Here is a 19,958-nt window from a genome sequence, read left to right as displayed (position 1 = left end):
GGTTGACAGAAATAAAGTTGGCTGCAAAGCCTTTCCCCACCAACTCGGCTATCAATATTGATAGCCTTTACATTTCAAATATTATAGGAAGTAATATTATGACCCTAAAAAACAAACAGCAGCCGTTTTTTGCCAAACTTTCGCCAATTTGTTTCTTTAGCCTGCTGGCCTTACAGGGAGTCACCGTTGCCCAAGCCGCTATCGTTTCCGCCCCAGGTGGCCCATCGCTCGGTGCCAGCTCTATCAAAGGCGGTACGGTTATCGACATTAATAAGCCCGGCAGAGGGGGCGTTTCTCACAATATCTATAACCAGTTCGACGTAGACCGTGGTGGAGTGGTGCTAAATAACAGCGCACAAAACTCGACGACCCAGGTGGCGGGTGCCATTAACGGCAACGAGAATATGGCCAAAGGTGTCGCTAACGTTATCCTCAATGAAGTCAACTCCGCTAAAGCCAGCCAACTCAACGGTATGATTGAGGTAGCGGGCCAGAATGCACAGGTTATTATTGCCAACCCATCGGGGATTACCTGTAACGGCTGCGGTTTCATCAACGCCAATCGCGCGACCTTGACCACGGGCAAGGCCTCGGTGGCTAATGGCCGCGTCCTCGATTACGTTGTCAACAAAGGTAAAATTACCATTACTGGCGACGGCTTGCAGAGTTCCAGCGCCAACTATACCGATTTAATTGCCCACACCGTTGCCATTAACGCCGACGTACAGGCTCAGGATCTAAGGATCACTTATGGCCAAAACCGCGTTAATGTCGACAACACCAAAGCCACTCTGCTCTCTGCTGCTCGTCAGTCTGGCATAGGTCTTGACGTTTCCAACCTGGGCGGCATGTACGCCAACAAAATTACGCTGATCGGTACCGGGAATGGCGTGGGTGTGAACAACGCTGGCACCCTCGCCGCTTCTGTTGGTGATGTGACCATGAACATGAATGGTTCACTCACCAATAAGGGGACTATTTCTGCCCAAAAAGATCTCAGGGTGGTATTGACCCCTAGTAACAACAATACATACGTAATAAACAGCCCAGGTGGTTATCTTGAAGCGGGCAATGATATTGACATTAAAAGCTCTTACGTGAGAAACATCAAAGGGACCATGGTGGCCGATGGCAATATCAACATCGACAGTTCCGCAGCCTCATCTTCAAATGTAGGGGTCGATAATGATAATGGTGAACTCAGCGCTGGAAAGGGGATTACGATTAACACCAAAGGATCCTCAATCAAGAACAGCAGCGGTATCATCAATGCCGTGGACGATGTCACCCTGGACGCCAAATATGGTGTGAATAACTACGTGGGTAGAGTTGTATCAGATGTTGGTGGCGTGACTGTTAATACCGCTAACACGCTCTTCAACGACAGAGGGATTATTGAGGCCAACTGCTGCGTGACGCTGAATGCCTACAAGATAAGCAGTCAATATGGCCTCATCCAAACCAAGGATGACGTTGTTATCAACGTCTCATCCGAACTGAATAACACCCAGGGGGAAATCCTGGCAGAAGGCAACATAGCTATAAAAGCTTCAGAGATTAAAAGCAACTCAGGTAAAATCATGGCTCAAGAAGCCTTGAATATCGACGCCGTCCGTCTGGTTAATAGTGCTTATCACAATCCGACCCAAGAATACGGAGTATTCAGCGGTGGTGACATGAACCTAAATTTAAGCTCCTCACTCAATAATGAGTATGGTGTCATCGCTTCTCAGGGTGATATCACCATTATCTCTAAGTATCTCATAGCCAATAAGCATGGGCATATTGGCAGCGATAAAAACATCACGCTGACTGCGGCCAACATTGGCAATCACAATGGCAATATGATTGCTGGCAACAATCTGGTGGTTAATGCCTCACGTTTAGATAATGGCTCATCGGCCAGCACTGCTGGAAACATTGAGGCCGGTGATATTTTAGAGATCAACATGAAGCGCGGCCCGCTTTCCGGTGGTCAGCAGGTCGATGGCAGCTTCTATAATCAAGGGACCTTGGCTGGCAAAAACCAGATAAAGCTCGCTACGGATGGGAAATTCGGCAATTATGGCAAAATGATTTCGGACAACACTGTAGAAATCCAAACCAAGTACTAATCCAGTGCCAATACTGAGGCAATAATAAGCTGATAGCCATATTAACAATGGCCATCAGCTGTTTTTCTTTTTTTACCTATATCCACAGCGCATCTGATTTAAGAAAAATCATTTTAATAAGGAAGTTAACATGCGTTTTCGCTCTCCCAATGCTTGGCTATTGCTTATTCTCACCCCACAGGTCCAGGCAGTTGAAAATGGCCAGTTTATTGAGCAGCAAATGAGCCACCAGCAGGAACAGGAAAAAGCACGCTACAACCAATTGGAAACCGTCGGAAAAGACGTGCGCTCCGCCGGCAACGCTGGACTAAGTACCCACATTGAGTTTCCCGAAGAACAACCCTGCTTCACCATTCAACGGGTTGAACTGAACAAGGACGACAAGATCCCTCATTGGCTCCCCTTACGCAAACTGACAGAACAGGCGCAAGGGCGCTGCCTGGGGATCCAGGGGGTGAAAACGCTCGCGACCGCCCTACAAAACAGTCTGATTGGACATGGCTATATCACTACCAGGGTAATCATCCCTCAGCAAAACTTGAGGCAAGGGCTGCTCACCCTGGATATCCAGCCCGGCACCATTGGCAACGTCAGGCTAACCGATGACAGCGATAAGTACGTCAACTTGCACACCACTTTCCCTGGCAGCCAAGGGGATCTGCTGGATCTGCGTGCTATTGAGCAGGGGTTGGAAAACATGCAGCGCATTCCTGATGTCGTTGCCAATATTTCACTCCACCCAGGCCAAAATGCGGGTGAGTCCGACCTGGAAATAACTCGTGAACAACCCTCATTCTGGCGCTTGGGCGGTTGGCTGGATGATTCAGGCAGTAAACAAACCGGACGTTACCAAAGCGGCCTGGCTTTATATATTGATAACCCGACCTCGATGAACGATCTGTTCTACGTTTCTGCCGGTCGTGATTTGCAGTTCCAATCGACCCGTCATTCTAATAATGGCTCGTTGTACTACTCGGTGCCCTACGGCTTCTGGTCAGTGGATTTATATGCCAGCCGCAGCGAGTATTTGCAAAATATCCATGGCATCTATACCGATTTTGCCTACCGCGGCAAGTATCGCAACCTTAGCTTAAAAGTGAATCGCCTGTTGTATCGCAACGCGAGCCAAAAAAACACGCTCAGTTTTCAGGTCCTCAAGCGTAACTCGCATTTTTACCTGAACGATACGGAACTGCGGTTACAACAGCGTAATATGGCCAACTGGAGCATTGAGTTCAATCACCGCCACTACATCGGCCAGTCCATTGTCGATGCCATGTTGAGCTATCAGCGTGATACCGCCTGGTTTGGTGCCGAAAGACCGGTGGACAGCGCTCCGTCAAGCCGTATCGTCAACCTGGATATCAGCACCTATACGCCATTTACTGTGCAAGATCTCTCAATGAGTTATCAATCCCGCTTGCGCCAGCAATATAGTCCGGACCGCCTGACCACTCAGGATCAATTCAGTATCGGTAACCGCTGGACCGTACGTGGATTTGACGGTGAAATGAATATGATAGCCAACAAGGGCTACTACCTGCGCAATGACCTGAACCTGAACCTGCCAAAACTGGGGCAGCAATTATATCTGGGTATGGATTATGGCCGGGTGAAAGGTGACAGTAGTAACGACTTTGCCGATGGTCACCTGCTCGGTAGCGTTGCCGGTATTCGAGGGAAGGTAAAAGCGGTCGGTTATGACGCCTTCGTTGGGGTGCCGCTGTCCAAGCCCGATAATTTCATCACCAGCCCGGTCAACCTCGGCTTTACGTTACAGTGGCAATTTTGATGACGTTAATGACAAAGGGCGATGTTTATCATCGCCCTTTGAGGGTGGGAACCCGCTCAGACCTTGGCCATCACCTGTGACGGGCTGACCTGCCATTCAAACTTGCCGATGCTGCCATCTTCGGACAGATCGACATTAGCGATGGCGGAGGTAGCGAACATTGGCGGGCATTCCCCAGGGCACAGTTCGGCCACCAGATAACCCACCAGCGGTAGATGGGAAACCACTAACACCGCACCGATGCCCTCTTTCGCCAGCGCCTGCAGATAACAGCTCACCAGCCCAGCGTCGCCCCCCGGAGTCAGCTCCGGCAGCACTTCTTCACCTTCCGGCAGCGTTAACGCTTCGCGTACCGTTTCCAGCGTCTGCTCGGCCCGCAAATAGGGGCTGACCAGCACTCGTTCAATATCCACAGACTTGGTGTTCAACCAGGCCGCCATCTGACGTGACTCATCACGGCCACAAACGGTAAGAGGCCTTACCGAATCGCTGGCTGCATCGAGTGCCGCCTCTCCGTGACGCATAATCAAAACTTGCATATTGCACCGCTGTTGTTGACAAAATAACGCTATACAGAAACGCCGAGCGTGCTGTATCGCCGAGTTGCACTCAAGAACACAGGCCTGCTTCAAACGATAACGCGCCGTCTCTCTATGGCGGCCGGGCATTTTGCCTGAAAGTTCGCGTAAAGAAAACGCTGTTTTTTACAACATTTGCGCCCTTACACAAATTCATCGCTGACATAACAACCAATTCAACGGGTTAAATTTTAACCTTGTTGCTATGAAATTTTGGTCGCGCTGAGTGAGCCACCCACCAAAACGCTACGTTACCCCTCCCCAATCTCCCTGTACAGCATCCGGGATTGCCCTAATTGCAAGGAGTGATGGCGATCACAGTGCGGCTCCTTCTCAAACTGTAGCGCAAACCGGGCCGCTATGCTGGTTAACTGCCTTGCGGATAGAAGCGTTCCCCCTGCTCAGCCATGCGCTGCAGGCTTTCGCAAGGAGCAAAATATTCACCGTATTGCTGTTGCAGATAGCGCAGGGTTTTTACCACTTTCTCCGCGCCTAGCTCATCCATATAGCGGAATGGGCCCCCCAGGAACGGCGGGAAGCCAATGCCAAATACCGCGCCGATATCACCGTCGCGAGCGCTGCGGATCACGCCCTCATCCAGGCAACGCGCCGCCTCGTTGAGCATCATCATCACACAGCGTTGGGCGATCACCGCATGTTGAATATGCGCCTTGGCGGTGATACCCAGCAGTGGATAGATGCTGCTGTCTGCGCTCTTGCGCTTCTGGCGTGCCCTGCTGCCCTCGGCCGGGTACAGATAAAAACCACGGCCATTCTTGCGCCCTTTGCGGCCGTCTTTCAGCACTGCGTCGAACGCCGCTGGAGCGGCAAAGCGTGGCCCCAGCTCCGCCGTCAGGATCGGGATAATTTTGGTGCCGACGTCGATACCCACTTCGTCCAACAACATGATGGGGCCTACAGGGAAACCAAAATCGACCAAAGCCTTATCGACCGATTCGATCGGCTCGCCTTCCAGCAGGCAGCGCGCCGCCTCATTAATATAAGGGGCGAGAATACGGTTCACGTAAAAACCAGCGCGATCGGCGACCACGATCGCCGTTTTCCCCTGCTTGTGGGCCAGAGCAACGGTGGTGGCGATGGTTTGTTCGCTGGTAGTGGCATGCGGGATCACTTCGACCAACGGCATTTTATCCACCGGGCTAAAGTAGTGCAGACCAATAACCTGCTGCGGCCTGGCTGCCTGCGCCGCGATTTGGCCGATCGGTAATGATGAGGTGTTGGAGGCAAATACGGTATGCGGCGCGGCATACCGTTCAATATCGGCCACCATCTGCTGCTTGAGCGCGATATCTTCAAATACCGCCTCCGCCACGATGTCGACCCGTTCAAAACCGCTGTAATCGGTGCTGCCGGAAATCAACATCATCTGTTTCTGACGCTCTGCCGGACGCATGCGTTTGCTACGTACCCGCTTGCCCAGCAGATCCCAGGTGTATTTCAACGCATGGTTGATCCCCTGCTCATTCACATCTTTAATGCGCACCGGTAACCCACCACGAGTAGCCGTGACGCAGGCAATACCGCCGCCCATCAAACCACCGCCAAGAACACCGACGCGCTGTAATTCATGGGGCTGAGCATCCCCGCCACGCTCTTTTTTCAGCGCCGTAGAGGCAAAGAACAGGCTGCGTAATGCGGCAGACTGTGGTGACATCGCCAGTTCACCGAAGGCGCGGGCCTCCGCTTCATAGCCGCTGGCACTGCCCTGATCCAGACCGGTGCGCACCACCTGAATAATACGCTCCGCTGCCGGGTAGTTACCGTGGGTTTTCTCCAGGGTCTTCTTGCGCACGATGCTGAACAGCAGGCTTCTGCCCAACGGACCGTTGAGCAGGCGTTCCTGCCACGGTAACGCACGGCGCGACTTCCAGCCCTGTTTCACACGCTCAATGGCGGTTTGCAGCAGAATAGATTGCGGTACGGCCTCGTCCACCAGGCCCATACGCAGCGCCTGACGCGCGCGAACGTGTCTGCCCGTCAGCATCATATCTAACGCTTTGCTGGCACCAATCAGGCGGGGCAAGCGCTGTGTACCACCAGAGCCAGGCAGCAAACCCAACTGGACTTCCGGCAGGCCGAGCGCCGTTTTGTCATCCAGCGAGCAGACACGACTATGGCAGGCCAAGGCCAACTCCAGCCCGCCCCCAAGGCAAGCACCGTGGATCGCGGCAACCACCGGCACTGGGAACGCGGCAATCTGTGCCAGCGTGCTCTGCCCCTTCCTCGCCAGCGTTTGTGCCTCTTGGGCCGTATGGCACGCGGCAATCATGGTGATATCTGCACCGGCAATAAAGGAATCTGGCTTGCCGGATAGAATGACCAAGCCCTCCAGGGTGGCAAGCTGCTGTGCCTTGAGCAGCACGTCGTTGATCTGCTCAACAAACTCCGCCTTCAGCGTATTCACCTTCTCCCCGGGCACATCGATGGTGATCACGCCAATATTGTCCGGGCGTAAGGTCAGATGAAATGCCGAAGGTTTGGCTCGCTGTTCGTGCAATGCGTTCTCGAAGCTCATTTGTCCACCTCCACGATCATCGCCGCTCCCAAGCCCCCAGCCGCGCAGGCGGTGGCCAGCCCCAGACCGCCACCGCGCCGTTTAAGCTCGTGCAGCGTCTGGGTGATCATGCGCGCGCCGGTCGCGGCAAACGGGTGGCCATAGGCTATAGAGCCACCCAACACGTTGAATTTTTCCATATCCACTTCGCCGATCGCCTGCTCACGCCCCAGCTTCTGCTGGGCAAACTCGGTGCTGGCGAACATTTTCAGGTTGGCCAGCGTTTGTGCCGCAAAGGCTTCGTGCATATCGATCAGGGTCAGGTCGGCCAGGGTAATACCGGCACGATCCAGCGCCAAGGGGGTGGCATAGGAAGGGCCGAGCAGCATATCTTCCCACACATCAATGGCGGCAAAGGCGAAGCTGCGCAGGTAGCCCAGAGGCTCCAGGCCGAGTTCTTTCGCACGGGACTCGCTCATCATCAGCACCGCCGCCGCACCATCGGTCAGCGGCGTACTGTTGGCGGCCGTGACGGTACCGTGGCGGCGATCGAATGCCGGTTTCAAACGGGCATATGACTCCAGGCTGGAATCTTTGCGGACGTTGTTATCTTCGGCCAGCGGGGTTTTATACGGTGGCACATAGGCGGTCATTACTTCATCGCGCAACAGCCCCTGCTCCCAGGCTTTGGCAGCCAGTTGATGCGAGCGGTGTGCCAAAGCATCCTGCTGCTCGCGAGTAATGCCGTGGGTTTTCGCCATTTGTTCGGCGGTATCCCCCATGCGCAGACCGGTAGAGTATTCTGCAACGGCGGGCGGCACCGGCATCAGATCGCGGAACTTAAGCTTGCTGAACAGCTTCAGGCGCTGCGACAGCGTGCGGGCCTTGTTAACGTCCACCAACGTGCGAGCCAGCGCTTTGCTAACGCCAATCGGCAGCACGGAAGAAGAATCCGCCCCACCGGCAATGCCAACACTGATGCTGCCAGCCATGATACTTTCCGCCACGTTGGCAATCGCCTGGAAGCTGGTAGCACAGGCACGTGAAACGCTATAGGCATCGGTGTGCACGCTCATGCCGGTGCCAAGCACAATTTCCCGCGCAATGTTCGGCGCTTCAGGCATTTGCACCACCTGGCCAAATACCAGTTGTTCGATCAGGGCGGGATCGATGCCGCTACGCGCCAGCAGCTCGCTCACCGCAGTCTTGCCAAGATCGACCGCAGGTATACCGTGATAAGCGGTAGCCTGCTTGGCGAAAGGGGTGCGCAGCCCTTGAACGATGGCGATACGGTCGCCGAGACGGGTAACCAGCGGCAATGCCTTACTCATAAACGCTCCTGAAGAGAGGCCGTCAACACAACGGACAAAAAGAGGTCTGACCTGATGAGGTCATTGTTAACCAAATGTTTACATTTGGCAAACCGGCAGAAGTGAAAACTGAGAGCGGGAGCAACTTTCTGGTAGGGGGTAAAGCGGTGCGGATACCAGCAGGGGCGCATATTACGCCCCTACGGGATCGGGTCAGGATTAACGCAGGCCGAGCTGGAAGATCATGGTTTCTGCCTGGCAAGAGAAGGTGAAATCCACATCCAGTTGCACGCCGCCGTCAACCGGTTTAATGCTACTGCTGATGTCACAAGGATCGGACTCCACGCCGCGCGCCTTTTCAGTCAGTGCTGCCAGGGTTTGCTCTGCATCTTGCTGATTGGCAAACACTCGGCTGTAGGAAGCGGTGCAATCGGTGTTATCCATCACGGTTCCGACATCGACACAGCAGCAGGCCGCAGTTTCCTGAGCGTTACATTTATTGATTGCATCTGACATAGTTGAAATCTCCTCACGGGCCGCGGTTAAGCTCGCCCAAATAGCCATTTATGATCTGGCGCAAATAAACAAAATTCTGTGTTTATTTTACTCCTCGGGCTTGCCAATCACTAGCCTTACTTTTTGTAAGCATTTTAAGTGACGGAAATCACATAACTAAATCGCCCTGCGGTAAAAAAACATAAGAGTTTTGTTATATGCAGGTCATTTTTTGTTATGTGGATCTCTTTTCTGATATCAATTTGGAAATATTTCAAAAACAAACTTGCAACATCTTAACAGGTCGGACCTATAATTCAGCCACTGGTCTGATTTGTCAGATTGATAACGGACCCTACAATCGCGCGCTCCATGTTACCTTGTGTAACATTGTTTAAATAATAAACACATAAAATGAGGTTTTGGTCATGAGCCAGAAAAACCTATTCACTAAATCAGCTCTCGCAGCTGCAGTGGCAATTATTTCTTCGAACGTGTATGCCGCAGGATTCCAGCTGAACGAGTTTTCGGCGGCTGGTTTAGGGCGAGCCTATTCTGGCGAAGGCGCAATGGCGGATACCGCTGCCTCAGCAAGCCGTAACCCGGCAACCATGATGATGTTTGACCGCCCTTCTCTTACTGCGGGCGCCGTTTTTATTGACCCAGACGTTAACATTACCGGCACCTCACCTTCAGGCCGCAGCCTGGATGCGAAGAACATTGCCCCGACCGCCTGGGTACCCAACCTGCACTACATTCAACCGCTGAATGACCAATGGGCCGTCGGCGCTTCCGTGACCAGCAACTATGGCCTGGCCACCGAATACAATGAAGGCTACACCGCTGGCTCCGTCGGCGGGACTACAGACCTGACTACCGCCAATATCAACCTGAGTGCCGCTTACCGTCTGAACCAACACTTCAGCTTCGGTCTGGGCTTTGATGCGGTGTATGCCAAAGCCAAAATCGATCGCTACGCCGGTGATTTACCGCTGCTGATCGCCGGTTCAGGACAACTGCCTCCGGCGCTGGCTGGCCAGGTAGCTCAAATCCCTGCTGATACCCAGATTTCTCATCTGGAAGGTAATAAATGGGGCTATGGCTGGAACGCGGGCGTGCTGTATGAAGTGGATGAAAACAACCGCTACGGCTTTACCTACCGTTCTGAAGTGAAAATCGACTTTGACGGTGATTACAGAAGCAGCCTGCCTTCTGCCTTTAATCCTCTGCTCGGGAAACTCGGCCTGCCAACGGGAACCGACGGCAACAACGTCCCAGGTTCTCTGACCCTGAATCTGCCAGAAATGTGGGAAGTTTCCGGGTATAACAAAGTGGCACCGCAGTGGGCGATCCACTACAGCATGGCCTACACCAGCTGGAGCCAGTTCCAGGAGCTGAAAGCGACCGACAGCAACGGCAACACCCTGTTCCAGAAGCATGAAGGCTTCCGTGACGCTTACCGTATCGCGCTGGGTACTACCTACTTCTACGACGATAACTGGACCTTCCGTGGCGGTATCGCCTTTGACGATAGCCCGGTCCCGGCACAAAACCGCTCTATCTCGATCCCGGATCAGGATCGCACCTGGATCAGCGCCGGTACCACTTACGCGTTCAATAAAGATGCGTCTGTCGACGTTGGTGTATCCTACATGCACGGCCAGAAAGTCACCATCAAAGAAGGCCCATACACCTTCGAATCGAAGGGTTCAGCCTGGTTGTACGGTGCTGGCTTCAACTACCGTTTCTAATCTGTTTTCCTAGACAGAGACGTAAAAACGGCGGGATTATCCCGCCGTTTTTTATTCTATTAACCCCATCCAGTCGTCACTCAGGAAAGGCTTACCGTCGTGATGCTGTGCTCAGTTGGCGGTGCATACGACTCCGGTTTTTGTTCCGTAATTTCTTCCTGCACGACTACAGCGTCAGACTCCGCCAACGGAGCAACTGGTTGCGCCTGCGGTAAAGCAGCGGTCAACGCCTGCAATGAACCGCCGCTGATACCGATTTCCTGTAGCAGGGAATCGATAACCGGGGCATGCGTGCGGTAGGCGAGAGCGGCAGACATCGCCTGCTCGGCCAGGTTGCCGCCGCCGACCGAAGCCGCCGTCGCACCTGCAGCACCGCCAGAACGGTTCAACCCATCAACCTGCATGATCTTGATGCCGTCGATGGCCTTCATCGGCTCAACGGACTTCTCGATGATCGCCGGCAGTGCCTGCAGCAACGCCAGTTTGAACTTCAGGCTAGTCTGATCGCTGGAAAGCATGTTGACCGCTTCGTTCAACGCACGCTGGGTTTCCGCCTCTGCCAAGCCTTTCTTACGTGCGGCTTCGGCCAGTTCAATGATGGCAGCGGCCTGCAATTCAGCCGCCTCTTTCTCCGCACGGGCTTTTAGCGTCAGTTGCATCGCCTCGGTTTCTGCCCCTTGACGGGCTTCGATCAGAGCAACCTGTTTAGCACGATCGGCTTCGGCGGTCTGGCGCGTGGTTTCCACGTTTTGCTCCGCTTTCACCGCTTCGGTCAACGCATCATTGGCGCGCGCCTGAGCCTGGGACTGCTGCTCGGACTTGGCAGCAATGGCGATGGCCTTATCCTGTTCGGCGATTTCCGTCACTTTTTTCTGCTCGATGGCGGCCATTTCAGTGACTTTATTCTGCTCGATCTCTTTGACGCGGATTTCACGGTCCGCCTCTACCTTACGGGTCCGTACCGCCTGCTCACGCTCGATTTCCGCCTCCTGGATCTGGCGCTCGGCGGAGATGCGGCTCTGTTCGGCCTCGCGGCGGCGCTCCGCTTCGAAGGTGGCGATCCGGGAGCTTTGCTCGGCGCTGCGGGTTTTGACCTGCTGCTCCTGCTCAAGCGACATGAAGGCTTCCTGCTGCTCGATCTCCAGCTTGCGTGACATGGCATCGCGGTTTTTCTCACGTACTGCGACCTCCACGTCCTGCTCAACTTCGTTACGCTCGCGACGACGGCGTTCGGTTTCCTGCGTCAGCTTGGTCAGACCTTCGGCATCGAAGGCGTTGTTAGGATCAAAATACTCTTTCGAGGTCTGGTTAAAGTTGGTCAGCGATACGCTTTCCAGCTCCAGGCCATTTTTCGCCAGATCTTCGGATACCGTGCTCTGCACGCCCTGCACGAAGTTTTCGCGCGTATCTTGCAGGTCTTGCATGGTCATCTGCGCTGCGGTGGAGCGTAGGGCATCAACAAACTTGTCTTCCACCAGTTGGCGCAGATCTTCCGGTGACAGCGTACGCTGGCCCAAAGTCTGTGCTGCAGTGGAGATCCCTTCAATGGTCGGTTGCACGCGGACAAAAAATGCCACCACCACGTCGACGCGCATTCTGTCCTTGGTGATCAGGCTGTCGTGCATGGCACGGCTGACCTCCAGCTTCAGGGTCTTCATGTTGATTTCAACAATCTCATGAAACACCGGCAGGGAGATGGCACCACCGCTCAGCACCACCTTGAGACCGCCCAGACCGGTACGTACCAACGACTGTTCCGCCGAAGCGCGGCGATACAGACGTGAAAAAATCAGTCCGATAATCAGCAGGACGACAAAGATACCACCCGCAATCGAACCCCAAAACGTAAGACCATCACTAATTATCACTAGGGCTACCTCTCCATCAGTATTATCAAAATAATTCCGTTAAAACCGCGTTCACAGCAGGTCCGGCCAAGGGTTGGCGCTGCCGCTGAAGCGGGATCCGGAGATGCGCGCCGTAACCAGCACCTTGGCTCCACGCACAAAGGCGGCGTCCGCCTCATCCGGCTCGATCAAAATGTAATGGGTACGCCCGTGCTCATCGGTCAACCTGGCTTCTGCCGGGGAGCCAGCCGTGGCCGTTGCGCCGGTCATAATTGCCATGCGGCCGATAAAGCTGTCCGTGGAAACGGCGCTGCTTTCGTCACGTGGCAAGTAGCGAGCAATGCCGCGGCCACACCAGCGTACGCTGAACACCGCGACAATAAAGGCAACGATCACTGCCAGCCACAGCGGTAGTTCACCGCCTGCCAACCATTGCAATATCAGGCCACTCAGTGAAAAACCGCCGAGAAACAGCACGATGATGACCAGCAGCGGCAAGCGCCCGATATGCAGCCAGCTCAGACCATGGGCGAAAACGTTCTCACCCAGGGTAATATTCGGATGGGAGTCTATAGCCGCATCGAAATGGCTGGAAAGGGAAGCACCGAGAAACACCGCCAGCGTTTCCAGCACGCCGATAAACAGCAGCAGGAGCAGAGCGATCAAGAAAGGGGCATTGCCTGAAGAAAGTAGGTCCATATTGGCGTTCTCCGTGCACATCACAGCGAAAATATCGCGGCAGCAGAAGACCGGCAGGAAAGAGGGGACAAAACGCGGTAAAGGTGATGCTGTAATCCGCTATAAACGATCCTTGTTCCACACAAGCCGGTTCCCAAGCCACGGGCTCTGCCCTCCATGTAACCAGCGGCAGTCGCCTGGCGCAGATTTTAGCATTTACTGCACCGCCATCCCAGAAAATCATCAATAAAAATGATTATCATTTACATAAATAAAAAAGGATCCCCAGACTTCCGGGATCCTTTTTCAAACGCTATTCACCACAGGATAAGTTGAAAAAAACCTGATCCTTAGTTGGCGGAGTCGATCTCGTCCAGATCGCCCTGGATCGCCTTGGCATTCGGGTTTTCCTGCGGCTTGAGCACCCCGCCCTGCGCCAGGAAGTCATGGCGTTGGAAGTAAGCGTCACGCATCATCATGTAAGGATCGGAAGAGTTGCGCAGCAATCCATCGGAATCCAGCAGTTGAGCACGGGTTTCGATCCCTTCCACCACCCATTTACCCGCCGACATCCAGAAGGTGAGATAACTCAGCACCGGATAAACGCTATCCGCCCAATCGCCACCGTCTTCACGGATAGTGAAGCTGCCGTAGACCGGTAAGTGGACATACGGGCCGTAACCTACGCCGTAGTTCCCCAAGGTGCCACCGAAGCGGCGTGGTTCTTCACGCGCCAGTTTCGGGTTAGCCATACTGGCCACGTCGATCAACCCGCCCATCCCCAACAGGGTGTTGAGGAAGAAACGGTTGAAGTGCTTCATGCCCTGATAAGGGTTACCACGCAGAAATTCGTTCACCATGCTGGCTGGCTCTTCCAGGTTGGAAGTAAAGTTGCTCAAGCCATTACGCGCAGGCGTCGGGACGTAATCGCGCCATGCCACCGCAACCGGGCGCAGCACGTAGGGATCCATCACGTTATAGTTGAAGTTAAACATCGCCCGGTTAAACCCTTCAAGAGGGTCGGAACGCCCTTGCGGATCGTCACCAGGCGAGCTGGCACAGCCTACCAATAACACCGTTGCGAAAGCCAGCCCAGTCAGGCGAAAGTTCATATTTATCTCCATGAAAACCCTTGGATTCTTTTTTATCAGGGAACCTGTTTATCTATCTGAACGCTGACCTGTTCCTTGCCACTATAGGCTTGCAGCGTACTATCGCCAAACCAGTCGCCCGCCTGTGGCGTTGCCAAACCATCCTGTGACAGCCTGACGTGCACCTTCACCTTCTGCTGAGCCGAGAGCAGACGCTCAGGCATCATGGCGTTGCTGTCATCCAATGTGAATGATAGCGGGAAACGACTCAGTGGCAATTGCTTGACCGCTACCGGCACCGGGTTGGTTCCATCGGTAACCGAAACGATCAGCGTTCCTTGTTGTGGTAATGCTTTTGCCGCCTCTGGCGACAGCGTGACAGTGACGGAGAGTTTAACAGTTTCTGCGCCCACCTGAACTTTTGCTTGTTCAATGCTGCGCTTTATCACCGCAACACGCTGGTCATCGGCTGGTAACAGTTTCAACATTACCTGCCAGGCACCTATCGCCTGTTGGTAATCGCCCTGCTCAAAGGAGTTGAACGCCAGCAGGCTCAGTACGCGCACGTTGGTGTGATCTTCTGCCACCATGGTGCGCAGCATTGCGGTGGCCTGCTTGTTGTCTTCCGGATCGCCAGAGCGCGTCAGCACTTCGGCATAGCCCAGGCGCACTTCCATATTGCTCGGATCCAGGCTGTAAGCATGAGCAAAGGCCTGGGTCGCGGTGGTGGCATTATTCAACGCCATCCCGACACGGCCAAGCATCATCCAGTCGTTCAGGTTCCTGTCATCGTCCTGCAATGAGGTGCGTAAACCCAAGCCAAGACGGGCGATCTCTTCCATGCTCAGCGGTTGGGCACGCTCATTGGCCACCCGTGCACGCAGTTCCGGCATTTGGGATTCTACCTGATGCCAGGCCATAACCTGAGCCAAACCGCCGGTTTTCAGATAAAAGCCAACCGATACCACCACCAGCACCATCACGCCAGGCACTAAAGCCCAACGATTGATGGGCCGTGCAGGCTGCTCATCCGGTTGCCCAGGGATATCGTTCAGCAAGTTCTGTTGCAGCTCTTTGACCAGTTCAGGGCGTTCCGCAACCACCCCTTGATCTTCATCTTGTGCCAGCTCGTCAAGGCGATCCTGGTAGAACGCCTTGTTGAGCGTATCGCGGCTGGCCGCCGTACTTTCTTTGCCTTGGCGCATCGCAGGCACGACCAGCAACGCGCTCGCACCGACCAACAGCACTATAATTATCAGCCAAAAAGCCATTAGGGTTTCTTCCTGTCAGTCTCTTTCAACAACGCTGCAAGACGCTGCTGCTCCTGCTCGGAGAATTCCTCGTTGACTACGCCCGCCCGCCGTTGACGAGTGCGCAGTATCACCACCGCCCCGCCAATCAGCACAAACAGCAGCGGCCCGACCCACAAGATCAAGGTTGCTGGCGTCACCGGGGGTTCATAGGTCACAAAATTACCGTAGCGCGCCACCATATAGTCGATGACCTGCTGCTTGTCTTGCCCCTGCATCATCAGCTCATACACCTTGGTGCGCATATCCGCCGCGATGATGGCGTTGGAATCGGCAATGCTATTGTTCTGGCATTTAGGGCAGCGCAGCTGTTCGGTCAACTCACGGTATTGCTGTTCCTGCTCCACCGAATTGAATTTGTAGGTATCGATGGCCGCAGCAGCACTCCAGCTTAGCAATGCCGCCACCAGTAAGGTTATCAGCCTCATGCGTCGCCCCCATATTTACGGTACAGCGGTAACACTTCCTGCTGCCAGACACGCTCGTTCATGTCCCCGGCGTGGCGGTAGCGGATAATGCCTTCGCCGTCGATCAGGAAGGTCTCCGGTGCGCCATACACACCGAGATCCAGCCCCAGCATGCCGTCACCGTCGTACAGGCTCAACGCATAAGGGTTACCCAACTGATTGAGCCACACCACCGCCTTCTGGCGATCGTCTTTATAGTTTAGCCCCACGACACGGATGCCCTTGGCCGCCAGAGTATTCAGATACTCGTGCTCTGCCCGGCAGGTGGGGCACCAGGTCGCCCACACGTTCAGCAATATCGGTTTGCCAGTGCGCAGCACCGCCTGATCGAAGGTTTTACCTGGATGTTCCAGGGATTCCAGCTTGAAGGTCGGCACCGGTTTGCCAATCAGCGCAGACTCCAGCATGGTGGGATCTTCCCCGCCGGCGTTACGCGTCAGCTGCACCAACAAAGCCACCACCAACAGCAGGAACAGGATTAACGGAATAAATAACAGTTTGCGGTTCATGCCTGCCCCCCTTGTTTGGCTTCACGTTTGAGTTTTTTGCTCATGCGATAGCGCGGATCGAGAATACACAGTACGCCGCCGATCGCCATAAACACCCCACCGAACCAGATCCAGCGGACAAAAGGTTTGTAGTAAAGGCGCACGGCCCAAGAGCCATCGTCCAACTCTTCACCCAACGCAGCGTACAGATCGCGCGTCAGGCCACCGTCGATGGCTGCCTCCGTCATCATGCTGCGCGCCACGCTGTAATAGCGTTTTTCCGCATGCAAGGTGGCTTCTGCCTTACCGTTGCGGGTGACATCGATAATCCCGACGCCGCCGGTGTAGTTTGAACCGCGGATATCGTGAACGTCGCGGAAGATGAAGCGATAGTCGTGAATTTCCACGCTATCACCGGCCTTCATGCGAACATCACGCTCAACGCTGTAGTTTTGGCTAAAAGCGATCCCGATCACCGTGACCGCCACGCCCAGATGGCCTAACACCATACCCCAATGGCTACGGGAAAGGTGCCTGAGCCCCTGCCAGAAACCGTGACGATGGGTGGCTCGCTCATGCAGCTCCATCAGGGTCAACAGGATCACCCAGATGGCCATGATCAGCCCGACCACCGTCATGCCGACGATACTGTCTTGCAGCAGCCAAGGCAGCAGGATTGACAGCACTAATGTGATCACCAGCGCCACGCCCAGGCGACGCCAGAGCTTGGTAGGTTCGTCACGACGCCAGCGCACCAACGGCCCGATGCCCAGCAGCAGCGCCAGTGGTGCCATCAGCCAGGTAAACATGGTGTTGAAGAAAGGCTCGCCGATGGAAATACTGCCCAGCCCCAACTGTTTATGCACCAACGGCAACAAGGTCCCCAGCAACACCACCAGCATGGCGGCGATCAGCAGGACGTTGTTGCCCAGCAGGAAGGTTTCCCGCGAGAAGGTTTCATGCTGCACCCGGCTACGCACCTGGCCGCCCTTCACGGCATACAGCAACAGCGAGCCGCCAATCACGATCACCAGATAGGCGAGGATAAACATCCCACGCGCCGGATCGGAGGCAAACGAGTGAACGGAGACCAGCACGCCGGAACGCACCAGGAAGGTGCCCAACAGACACAGGGAGAAGGCCGTGATCGCCAGCAGCACCGTCCAGGCTTTGAAGGTCCCGCGTTTTTCGGTGACCGCCAGCGAGTGCATCAAGGCCGTACCGGCCAGCCATGGCATAAAGGAGGCGTTTTCGACCGGATCCCAGAACCACCAGCCGCCCCAACCCAGCTCATAGTAAGCCCACGCTGACCCCAACACGATGCCCATGGTCAGGAAGACCCAGGCCGCCGTAGTCCACGGACGCGACCAACGAGCCCAGGCCGTATCAAGCCGCCCGGCCATCAGTGAGGCAATGGCAAAGGCAAAGGCTACCGAGAAACCCACGTAGCCCATATACAGCAACGGCGGGTGGAAGATCAGCCCGATATCCTGCAACAGCGGGTTAAGGTCGCCCCCGTCGATCGGGAAACTCGGCAAGGTGCGGGTAAACGGGTTGGAGGTCATAATGATGAACAGCAAGAACCCGGCGGTGATCATCCCCATCACCGACAGCACACGCGCCACGGCATCCTGCGGCATTGCACGGCTGCACATGGCAACCGCCAGTGACCAGCAACTCAGCAGCAACACCCACAGCAGCAGGGAACCTTCGTGCGCACCCCATGTTGCCGCAATGCGGTAATACACCGGTAGCTTGGTGTTGGAGTTGGCGGCTACATAGGAGACCGTAAAGTCATTGGTAATAAACGCATACACCAGGCAGGCAAATGCCAGGGCGATGGCGATAAACATACCATAGGTTAACGGACGGGCTACCGCCATCATGCGCGTATCCTGACGCGCCGCTCCCCATTGCGGATAAATGCTCAGCAGCAACGAAATCGCCAACGCCAGGCACAGCAGAAAACTTCCAAGTTCCGGCATCATGACTTGTTGCCCCCGTCCGGCGAATTGCTATAGGTAGCGGCCGGGCTTTTATGATTCTCTTTCATGGCATCCGCGACTTCTGGTGGCGTATATTTTTCATCGTGTTTGGCCAGCACTTCGCGCGCGTTGACCACGTTACCTTCCCCCAACACACCCTGTGCCACTACGCCCTGCCCCTCACGGAACAGATCCGGCAAAATCCCGTTGTAGGTCACTTCGATGGCTCCGTGGGCATCATATACCTTGAAGCTCACCTGCAGACTTTGCTGATCGCGTTTGACCGAGCCAGGCATCACCATGCCACCGATACGCAGGCGCTGGCCCACCTCCGGCTTTTCAAGCTTTTCACCCTTGCCTTGCAGGATCTCGCTCGGGGTATAGAACAGGTCGATATTGGAGCGCAAGGCATACAGCATCAGCGTGGCGGTAAGCGCAACGCCAATCAGTACGACAATGACCAGATAGAGGCGGCTTTTACGACGTGGATTCACTGTGATTTCTCCCGCGAGTTAACAGACTGCGGTGTGGCCGCGGATTGCTTTGACTGTTGTGACTGGCGGATACGCCGTTCACGTGACGCCTGGCGGCTGACTTCGGCCAGTAGCTGCTGGCGCTGCCACAGGGTGTGGGCCAGCAGCCCCAGCAGGGAAAGCAGGGTTGCGGCCACGGCCAACCAAACGTAAAACGCGTAACCGCCCATGGCGAAAAACGCCTGCCAGGAACTGAATGCAGCATTCATGACTGACGCTCCTTGTTAACCAATTCGGCGACCCAAGGGCGCTGGCGTTCCTGGAAAAGGATCAGGTTGCGCAGGCGCATCAAGGTCAGCGTAATAAAGAACAACAGGTAACCGAAGATCGCCCAACGCAGCGGGTAACGCATACTTGGCGCAATGCTCTGCTGCATATTGGTTGAACCTTGGTGGAGGGTATTCCACCATTCGACCGAGAAGTGAATAATCGGAATGTTGATCACCCCTACCAGCACCAGAATACCAGCGGCTCGCCCGGCCAGGCGGCGATCGTCGAAAGCGTTATACAACGCAATGATGCCCATATAAAGGAACAGCAATACCAGCTCCGAGGTCAGGCGTGCGTCCCACACCCACCAGGTGCCCCACATCGGTTTACCCCAGGCGGAGCCGGTGACCAGGGCAATAAAGGTGAATACCGCGCCGACCGGAGCCATGGCAGCGACCACGGTATCGGACATTTTCATCTGCCAGACCAGGCCGATAAACGCCGCTATCGCCATCGAGCCATAAATGCCCATCGACCAGATGGCCGCCGGAACATGAATGTACATGATACGGAAGCTGTCACCCTGTTGATAATCTTTAGGTGCGAAACCGAAGCCCCACACCCAGCCGACCAGCAGACAGATGGCGCCCGCTATCCCCAACCAGGGGACAAAGCGGCCACAGACATGGTACAGCCGTTCCGGCTTGGCAAATTGATGTAACCATTTCCACATTGTCGTCATTGCTCACGGTAAGAAATCATTCGGTAACCGCTCCCTGATGGCAGAACGGCGA

At 55.0% G+C, this 19,958-nt stretch carries 17 protein-coding genes; 3 read left to right on the top strand and 14 right to left on the bottom strand.

Annotation, left to right across the window (positions count from 1 at the left end):
• Positions 1–98 precede the first annotated feature (98 nt).
• Entirely contained in the window at positions 99–2,114 is a 2,016-nt protein-coding gene (locus ACX9GU_RS08200) for a filamentous hemagglutinin N-terminal domain-containing protein (RefSeq protein WP_473194423.1), read from the top strand.
• Between the two features lie 130 nt (positions 2,115–2,244).
• The gene (locus ACX9GU_RS08195) at positions 2,245–3,906 is read left to right on the top strand and encodes a ShlB/FhaC/HecB family hemolysin secretion/activation protein (RefSeq protein WP_473194422.1); all 1,662 of its coding nucleotides are present in this window, start codon (positions 2,245–2,247) and stop codon (positions 3,904–3,906) included.
• A gap of 56 nt (positions 3,907–3,962) precedes the next feature.
• Here ACX9GU_RS08195 and sixA read toward each other — a convergent pair whose 3' ends face one another.
• The 4 genes from sixA to ACX9GU_RS08175 form a co-directional block, all read right to left on the bottom strand.
• Positions 3,963–4,445 carry a phosphohistidine phosphatase SixA gene (gene sixA, locus ACX9GU_RS08190; RefSeq protein WP_473194421.1) on the bottom strand — a complete coding sequence of 161 codons (483 nt, stop codon included), beginning with the start codon at positions 4,443–4,445 and terminating at the stop codon, positions 3,963–3,965.
• 406 nt (positions 4,446–4,851) lie between these two features.
• Positions 4,852–7,020 (bottom strand): fatty acid oxidation complex subunit alpha FadJ, encoded by a 2,169-nt coding sequence (gene fadJ / locus ACX9GU_RS08185; protein WP_473194420.1) that lies wholly within the window; start codon positions 7,018–7,020, stop codon positions 4,852–4,854.
• Positions 7,017–8,330 carry an acetyl-CoA C-acyltransferase FadI gene (fadI, locus tag ACX9GU_RS08180; protein WP_024485084.1) on the bottom strand — a complete coding sequence of 438 codons (1,314 nt, stop codon included), beginning with the start codon at positions 8,328–8,330 and terminating at the stop codon, positions 7,017–7,019. Before fadI ends, fadJ begins: the two co-directional genes overlap by 4 nt.
• Before the next feature lie 198 nt (positions 8,331–8,528).
• On the bottom strand, positions 8,529–8,825 hold the full coding sequence (locus ACX9GU_RS08175; RefSeq protein WP_021806065.1) for a YfcZ/YiiS family protein: 297 nt from the start codon (positions 8,823–8,825) through the stop codon (positions 8,529–8,531).
• Positions 8,826–9,232: 407 nt separating this feature from the next.
• Here ACX9GU_RS08175 and fadL point away from each other — a divergent pair, with 407 nt between their 5' ends.
• Positions 9,233–10,555: a long-chain fatty acid transporter FadL gene (gene fadL, locus ACX9GU_RS08170; RefSeq protein ID WP_473194419.1), complete on the top strand. Its 1,323-nt coding sequence runs from the start codon at positions 9,233–9,235 to the stop codon at positions 10,553–10,555.
• 80 nt (positions 10,556–10,635) lie between these two features.
• Here fadL and ACX9GU_RS08165 read toward each other — a convergent pair whose 3' ends face one another.
• The 10 genes from ACX9GU_RS08165 to ACX9GU_RS08120 all read right to left on the bottom strand — a co-directional run bounded on the left by ACX9GU_RS08165 (position 10,636) and on the right by ACX9GU_RS08120 (position 19,897).
• Positions 10,636–12,423, bottom strand: a complete 1,788-nt coding sequence (locus ACX9GU_RS08165) for a flotillin family protein (protein WP_473194418.1) — start codon at positions 12,421–12,423, stop codon at positions 10,636–10,638.
• Between the two features lie 51 nt (positions 12,424–12,474).
• Positions 12,475–13,101 carry an OB-fold-containig protein gene (locus ACX9GU_RS08160; protein ID WP_473194417.1) on the bottom strand — a complete coding sequence of 209 codons (627 nt, stop codon included), beginning with the start codon at positions 13,099–13,101 and terminating at the stop codon, positions 12,475–12,477.
• A gap of 329 nt (positions 13,102–13,430) precedes the next feature.
• The gene (gene mlaA / locus ACX9GU_RS08155) at positions 13,431–14,192 is read right to left on the bottom strand and encodes a phospholipid-binding lipoprotein MlaA (RefSeq protein ID WP_059201370.1); all 762 of its coding nucleotides are present in this window, start codon (positions 14,190–14,192) and stop codon (positions 13,431–13,433) included.
• A gap of 35 nt (positions 14,193–14,227) precedes the next feature.
• Entirely contained in the window at positions 14,228–15,442 is a 1,215-nt protein-coding gene (gene ccmI, locus ACX9GU_RS08150; protein ID WP_121607431.1) for a c-type cytochrome biogenesis protein CcmI, read from the bottom strand.
• Positions 15,442–15,909, bottom strand: a complete 468-nt coding sequence (locus tag ACX9GU_RS08145) for a cytochrome c-type biogenesis protein (RefSeq protein WP_021178626.1) — start codon at positions 15,907–15,909, stop codon at positions 15,442–15,444. The genes ccmI and ACX9GU_RS08145 overlap by 1 nt, the downstream gene beginning before the upstream one ends.
• Positions 15,906–16,457: a DsbE family thiol:disulfide interchange protein gene (locus tag ACX9GU_RS08140; protein WP_021178627.1), complete on the bottom strand. Its 552-nt coding sequence runs from the start codon at positions 16,455–16,457 to the stop codon at positions 15,906–15,908. Before ACX9GU_RS08140 ends, ACX9GU_RS08145 begins: the two co-directional genes overlap by 4 nt.
• Positions 16,454–18,424, bottom strand: a complete 1,971-nt coding sequence (locus ACX9GU_RS08135) for a heme lyase CcmF/NrfE family subunit (RefSeq protein WP_021806070.1) — start codon at positions 18,422–18,424, stop codon at positions 16,454–16,456. Before ACX9GU_RS08135 ends, ACX9GU_RS08140 begins: the two co-directional genes overlap by 4 nt.
• On the bottom strand, positions 18,421–18,915 hold the full coding sequence (ccmE, locus tag ACX9GU_RS08130) for a cytochrome c maturation protein CcmE (RefSeq protein WP_473194416.1): 495 nt from the start codon (positions 18,913–18,915) through the stop codon (positions 18,421–18,423). The genes ACX9GU_RS08135 and ccmE overlap by 4 nt, the downstream gene beginning before the upstream one ends.
• The gene (gene ccmD / locus ACX9GU_RS08125; RefSeq protein WP_473194415.1) at positions 18,912–19,163 is read right to left on the bottom strand and encodes a heme exporter protein CcmD; all 252 of its coding nucleotides are present in this window, start codon (positions 19,161–19,163) and stop codon (positions 18,912–18,914) included. Before ccmD ends, ccmE begins: the two co-directional genes overlap by 4 nt.
• Positions 19,160–19,897: a heme ABC transporter permease gene (locus tag ACX9GU_RS08120; RefSeq protein WP_021178631.1), complete on the bottom strand. Its 738-nt coding sequence runs from the start codon at positions 19,895–19,897 to the stop codon at positions 19,160–19,162. The genes ccmD and ACX9GU_RS08120 overlap by 4 nt, the downstream gene beginning before the upstream one ends.
• Positions 19,898–19,958 lie beyond the last annotated feature (61 nt).

The sequence above is a fragment of the Serratia sp. K1WW1 genome (assembly GCF_055790865.1).
This window is presented reverse-complemented; position numbering and strand designations above follow the sequence as displayed.

Excerpts from the sequence above, each read along its gene's own strand:
- fadL (WP_473194419.1), top strand. The coding sequence starts at position 9,233 with ATGAGCCAGAAAAACCTATTCACTAAATCAGCTCTCGCAGCTGCAGTG.
- ACX9GU_RS08175 (WP_021806065.1), bottom strand. The coding sequence starts at position 8,825 with ATGTCAGATGCAATCAATAAATGTAACGCTCAGGAAACTGCGGCCTGC.
- fadJ (WP_473194420.1), bottom strand. The coding sequence starts at position 7,020 with ATGAGCTTCGAGAACGCATTGCACGAACAGCGAGCCAAACCTTCGGCA.
- mlaA (WP_059201370.1), bottom strand. The coding sequence starts at position 14,192 with ATGAACTTTCGCCTGACTGGGCTGGCTTTCGCAACGGTGTTATTGGTA.
- sixA (WP_473194421.1), bottom strand. The coding sequence starts at position 4,445 with ATGCAAGTTTTGATTATGCGTCACGGAGAGGCGGCACTCGATGCAGCC.
- ACX9GU_RS08160 (WP_473194417.1), bottom strand. The coding sequence starts at position 13,101 with ATGGACCTACTTTCTTCAGGCAATGCCCCTTTCTTGATCGCTCTGCTC.
- ACX9GU_RS08145 (WP_021178626.1), bottom strand. The coding sequence starts at position 15,909 with ATGAGGCTGATAACCTTACTGGTGGCGGCATTGCTAAGCTGGAGTGCT.
- ACX9GU_RS08120 (WP_021178631.1), bottom strand. The coding sequence starts at position 19,897 with ATGTGGAAATGGTTACATCAATTTGCCAAGCCGGAACGGCTGTACCAT.
- ccmD (WP_473194415.1), bottom strand. The coding sequence starts at position 19,163 with ATGAATGCTGCATTCAGTTCCTGGCAGGCGTTTTTCGCCATGGGCGGT.
- fadI (WP_024485084.1), bottom strand. The coding sequence starts at position 8,330 with ATGAGTAAGGCATTGCCGCTGGTTACCCGTCTCGGCGACCGTATCGCC.
- ACX9GU_RS08200 (WP_473194423.1), top strand. The coding sequence starts at position 99 with ATGACCCTAAAAAACAAACAGCAGCCGTTTTTTGCCAAACTTTCGCCA.
- ccmI (WP_121607431.1), bottom strand. The coding sequence starts at position 15,442 with ATGGCTTTTTGGCTGATAATTATAGTGCTGTTGGTCGGTGCGAGCGCG.
- ACX9GU_RS08135 (WP_021806070.1), bottom strand. The coding sequence starts at position 18,424 with ATGATGCCGGAACTTGGAAGTTTTCTGCTGTGCCTGGCGTTGGCGATT.
- ACX9GU_RS08140 (WP_021178627.1), bottom strand. The coding sequence starts at position 16,457 with ATGAACCGCAAACTGTTATTTATTCCGTTAATCCTGTTCCTGCTGTTG.
- ACX9GU_RS08195 (WP_473194422.1), top strand. The coding sequence starts at position 2,245 with ATGCGTTTTCGCTCTCCCAATGCTTGGCTATTGCTTATTCTCACCCCA.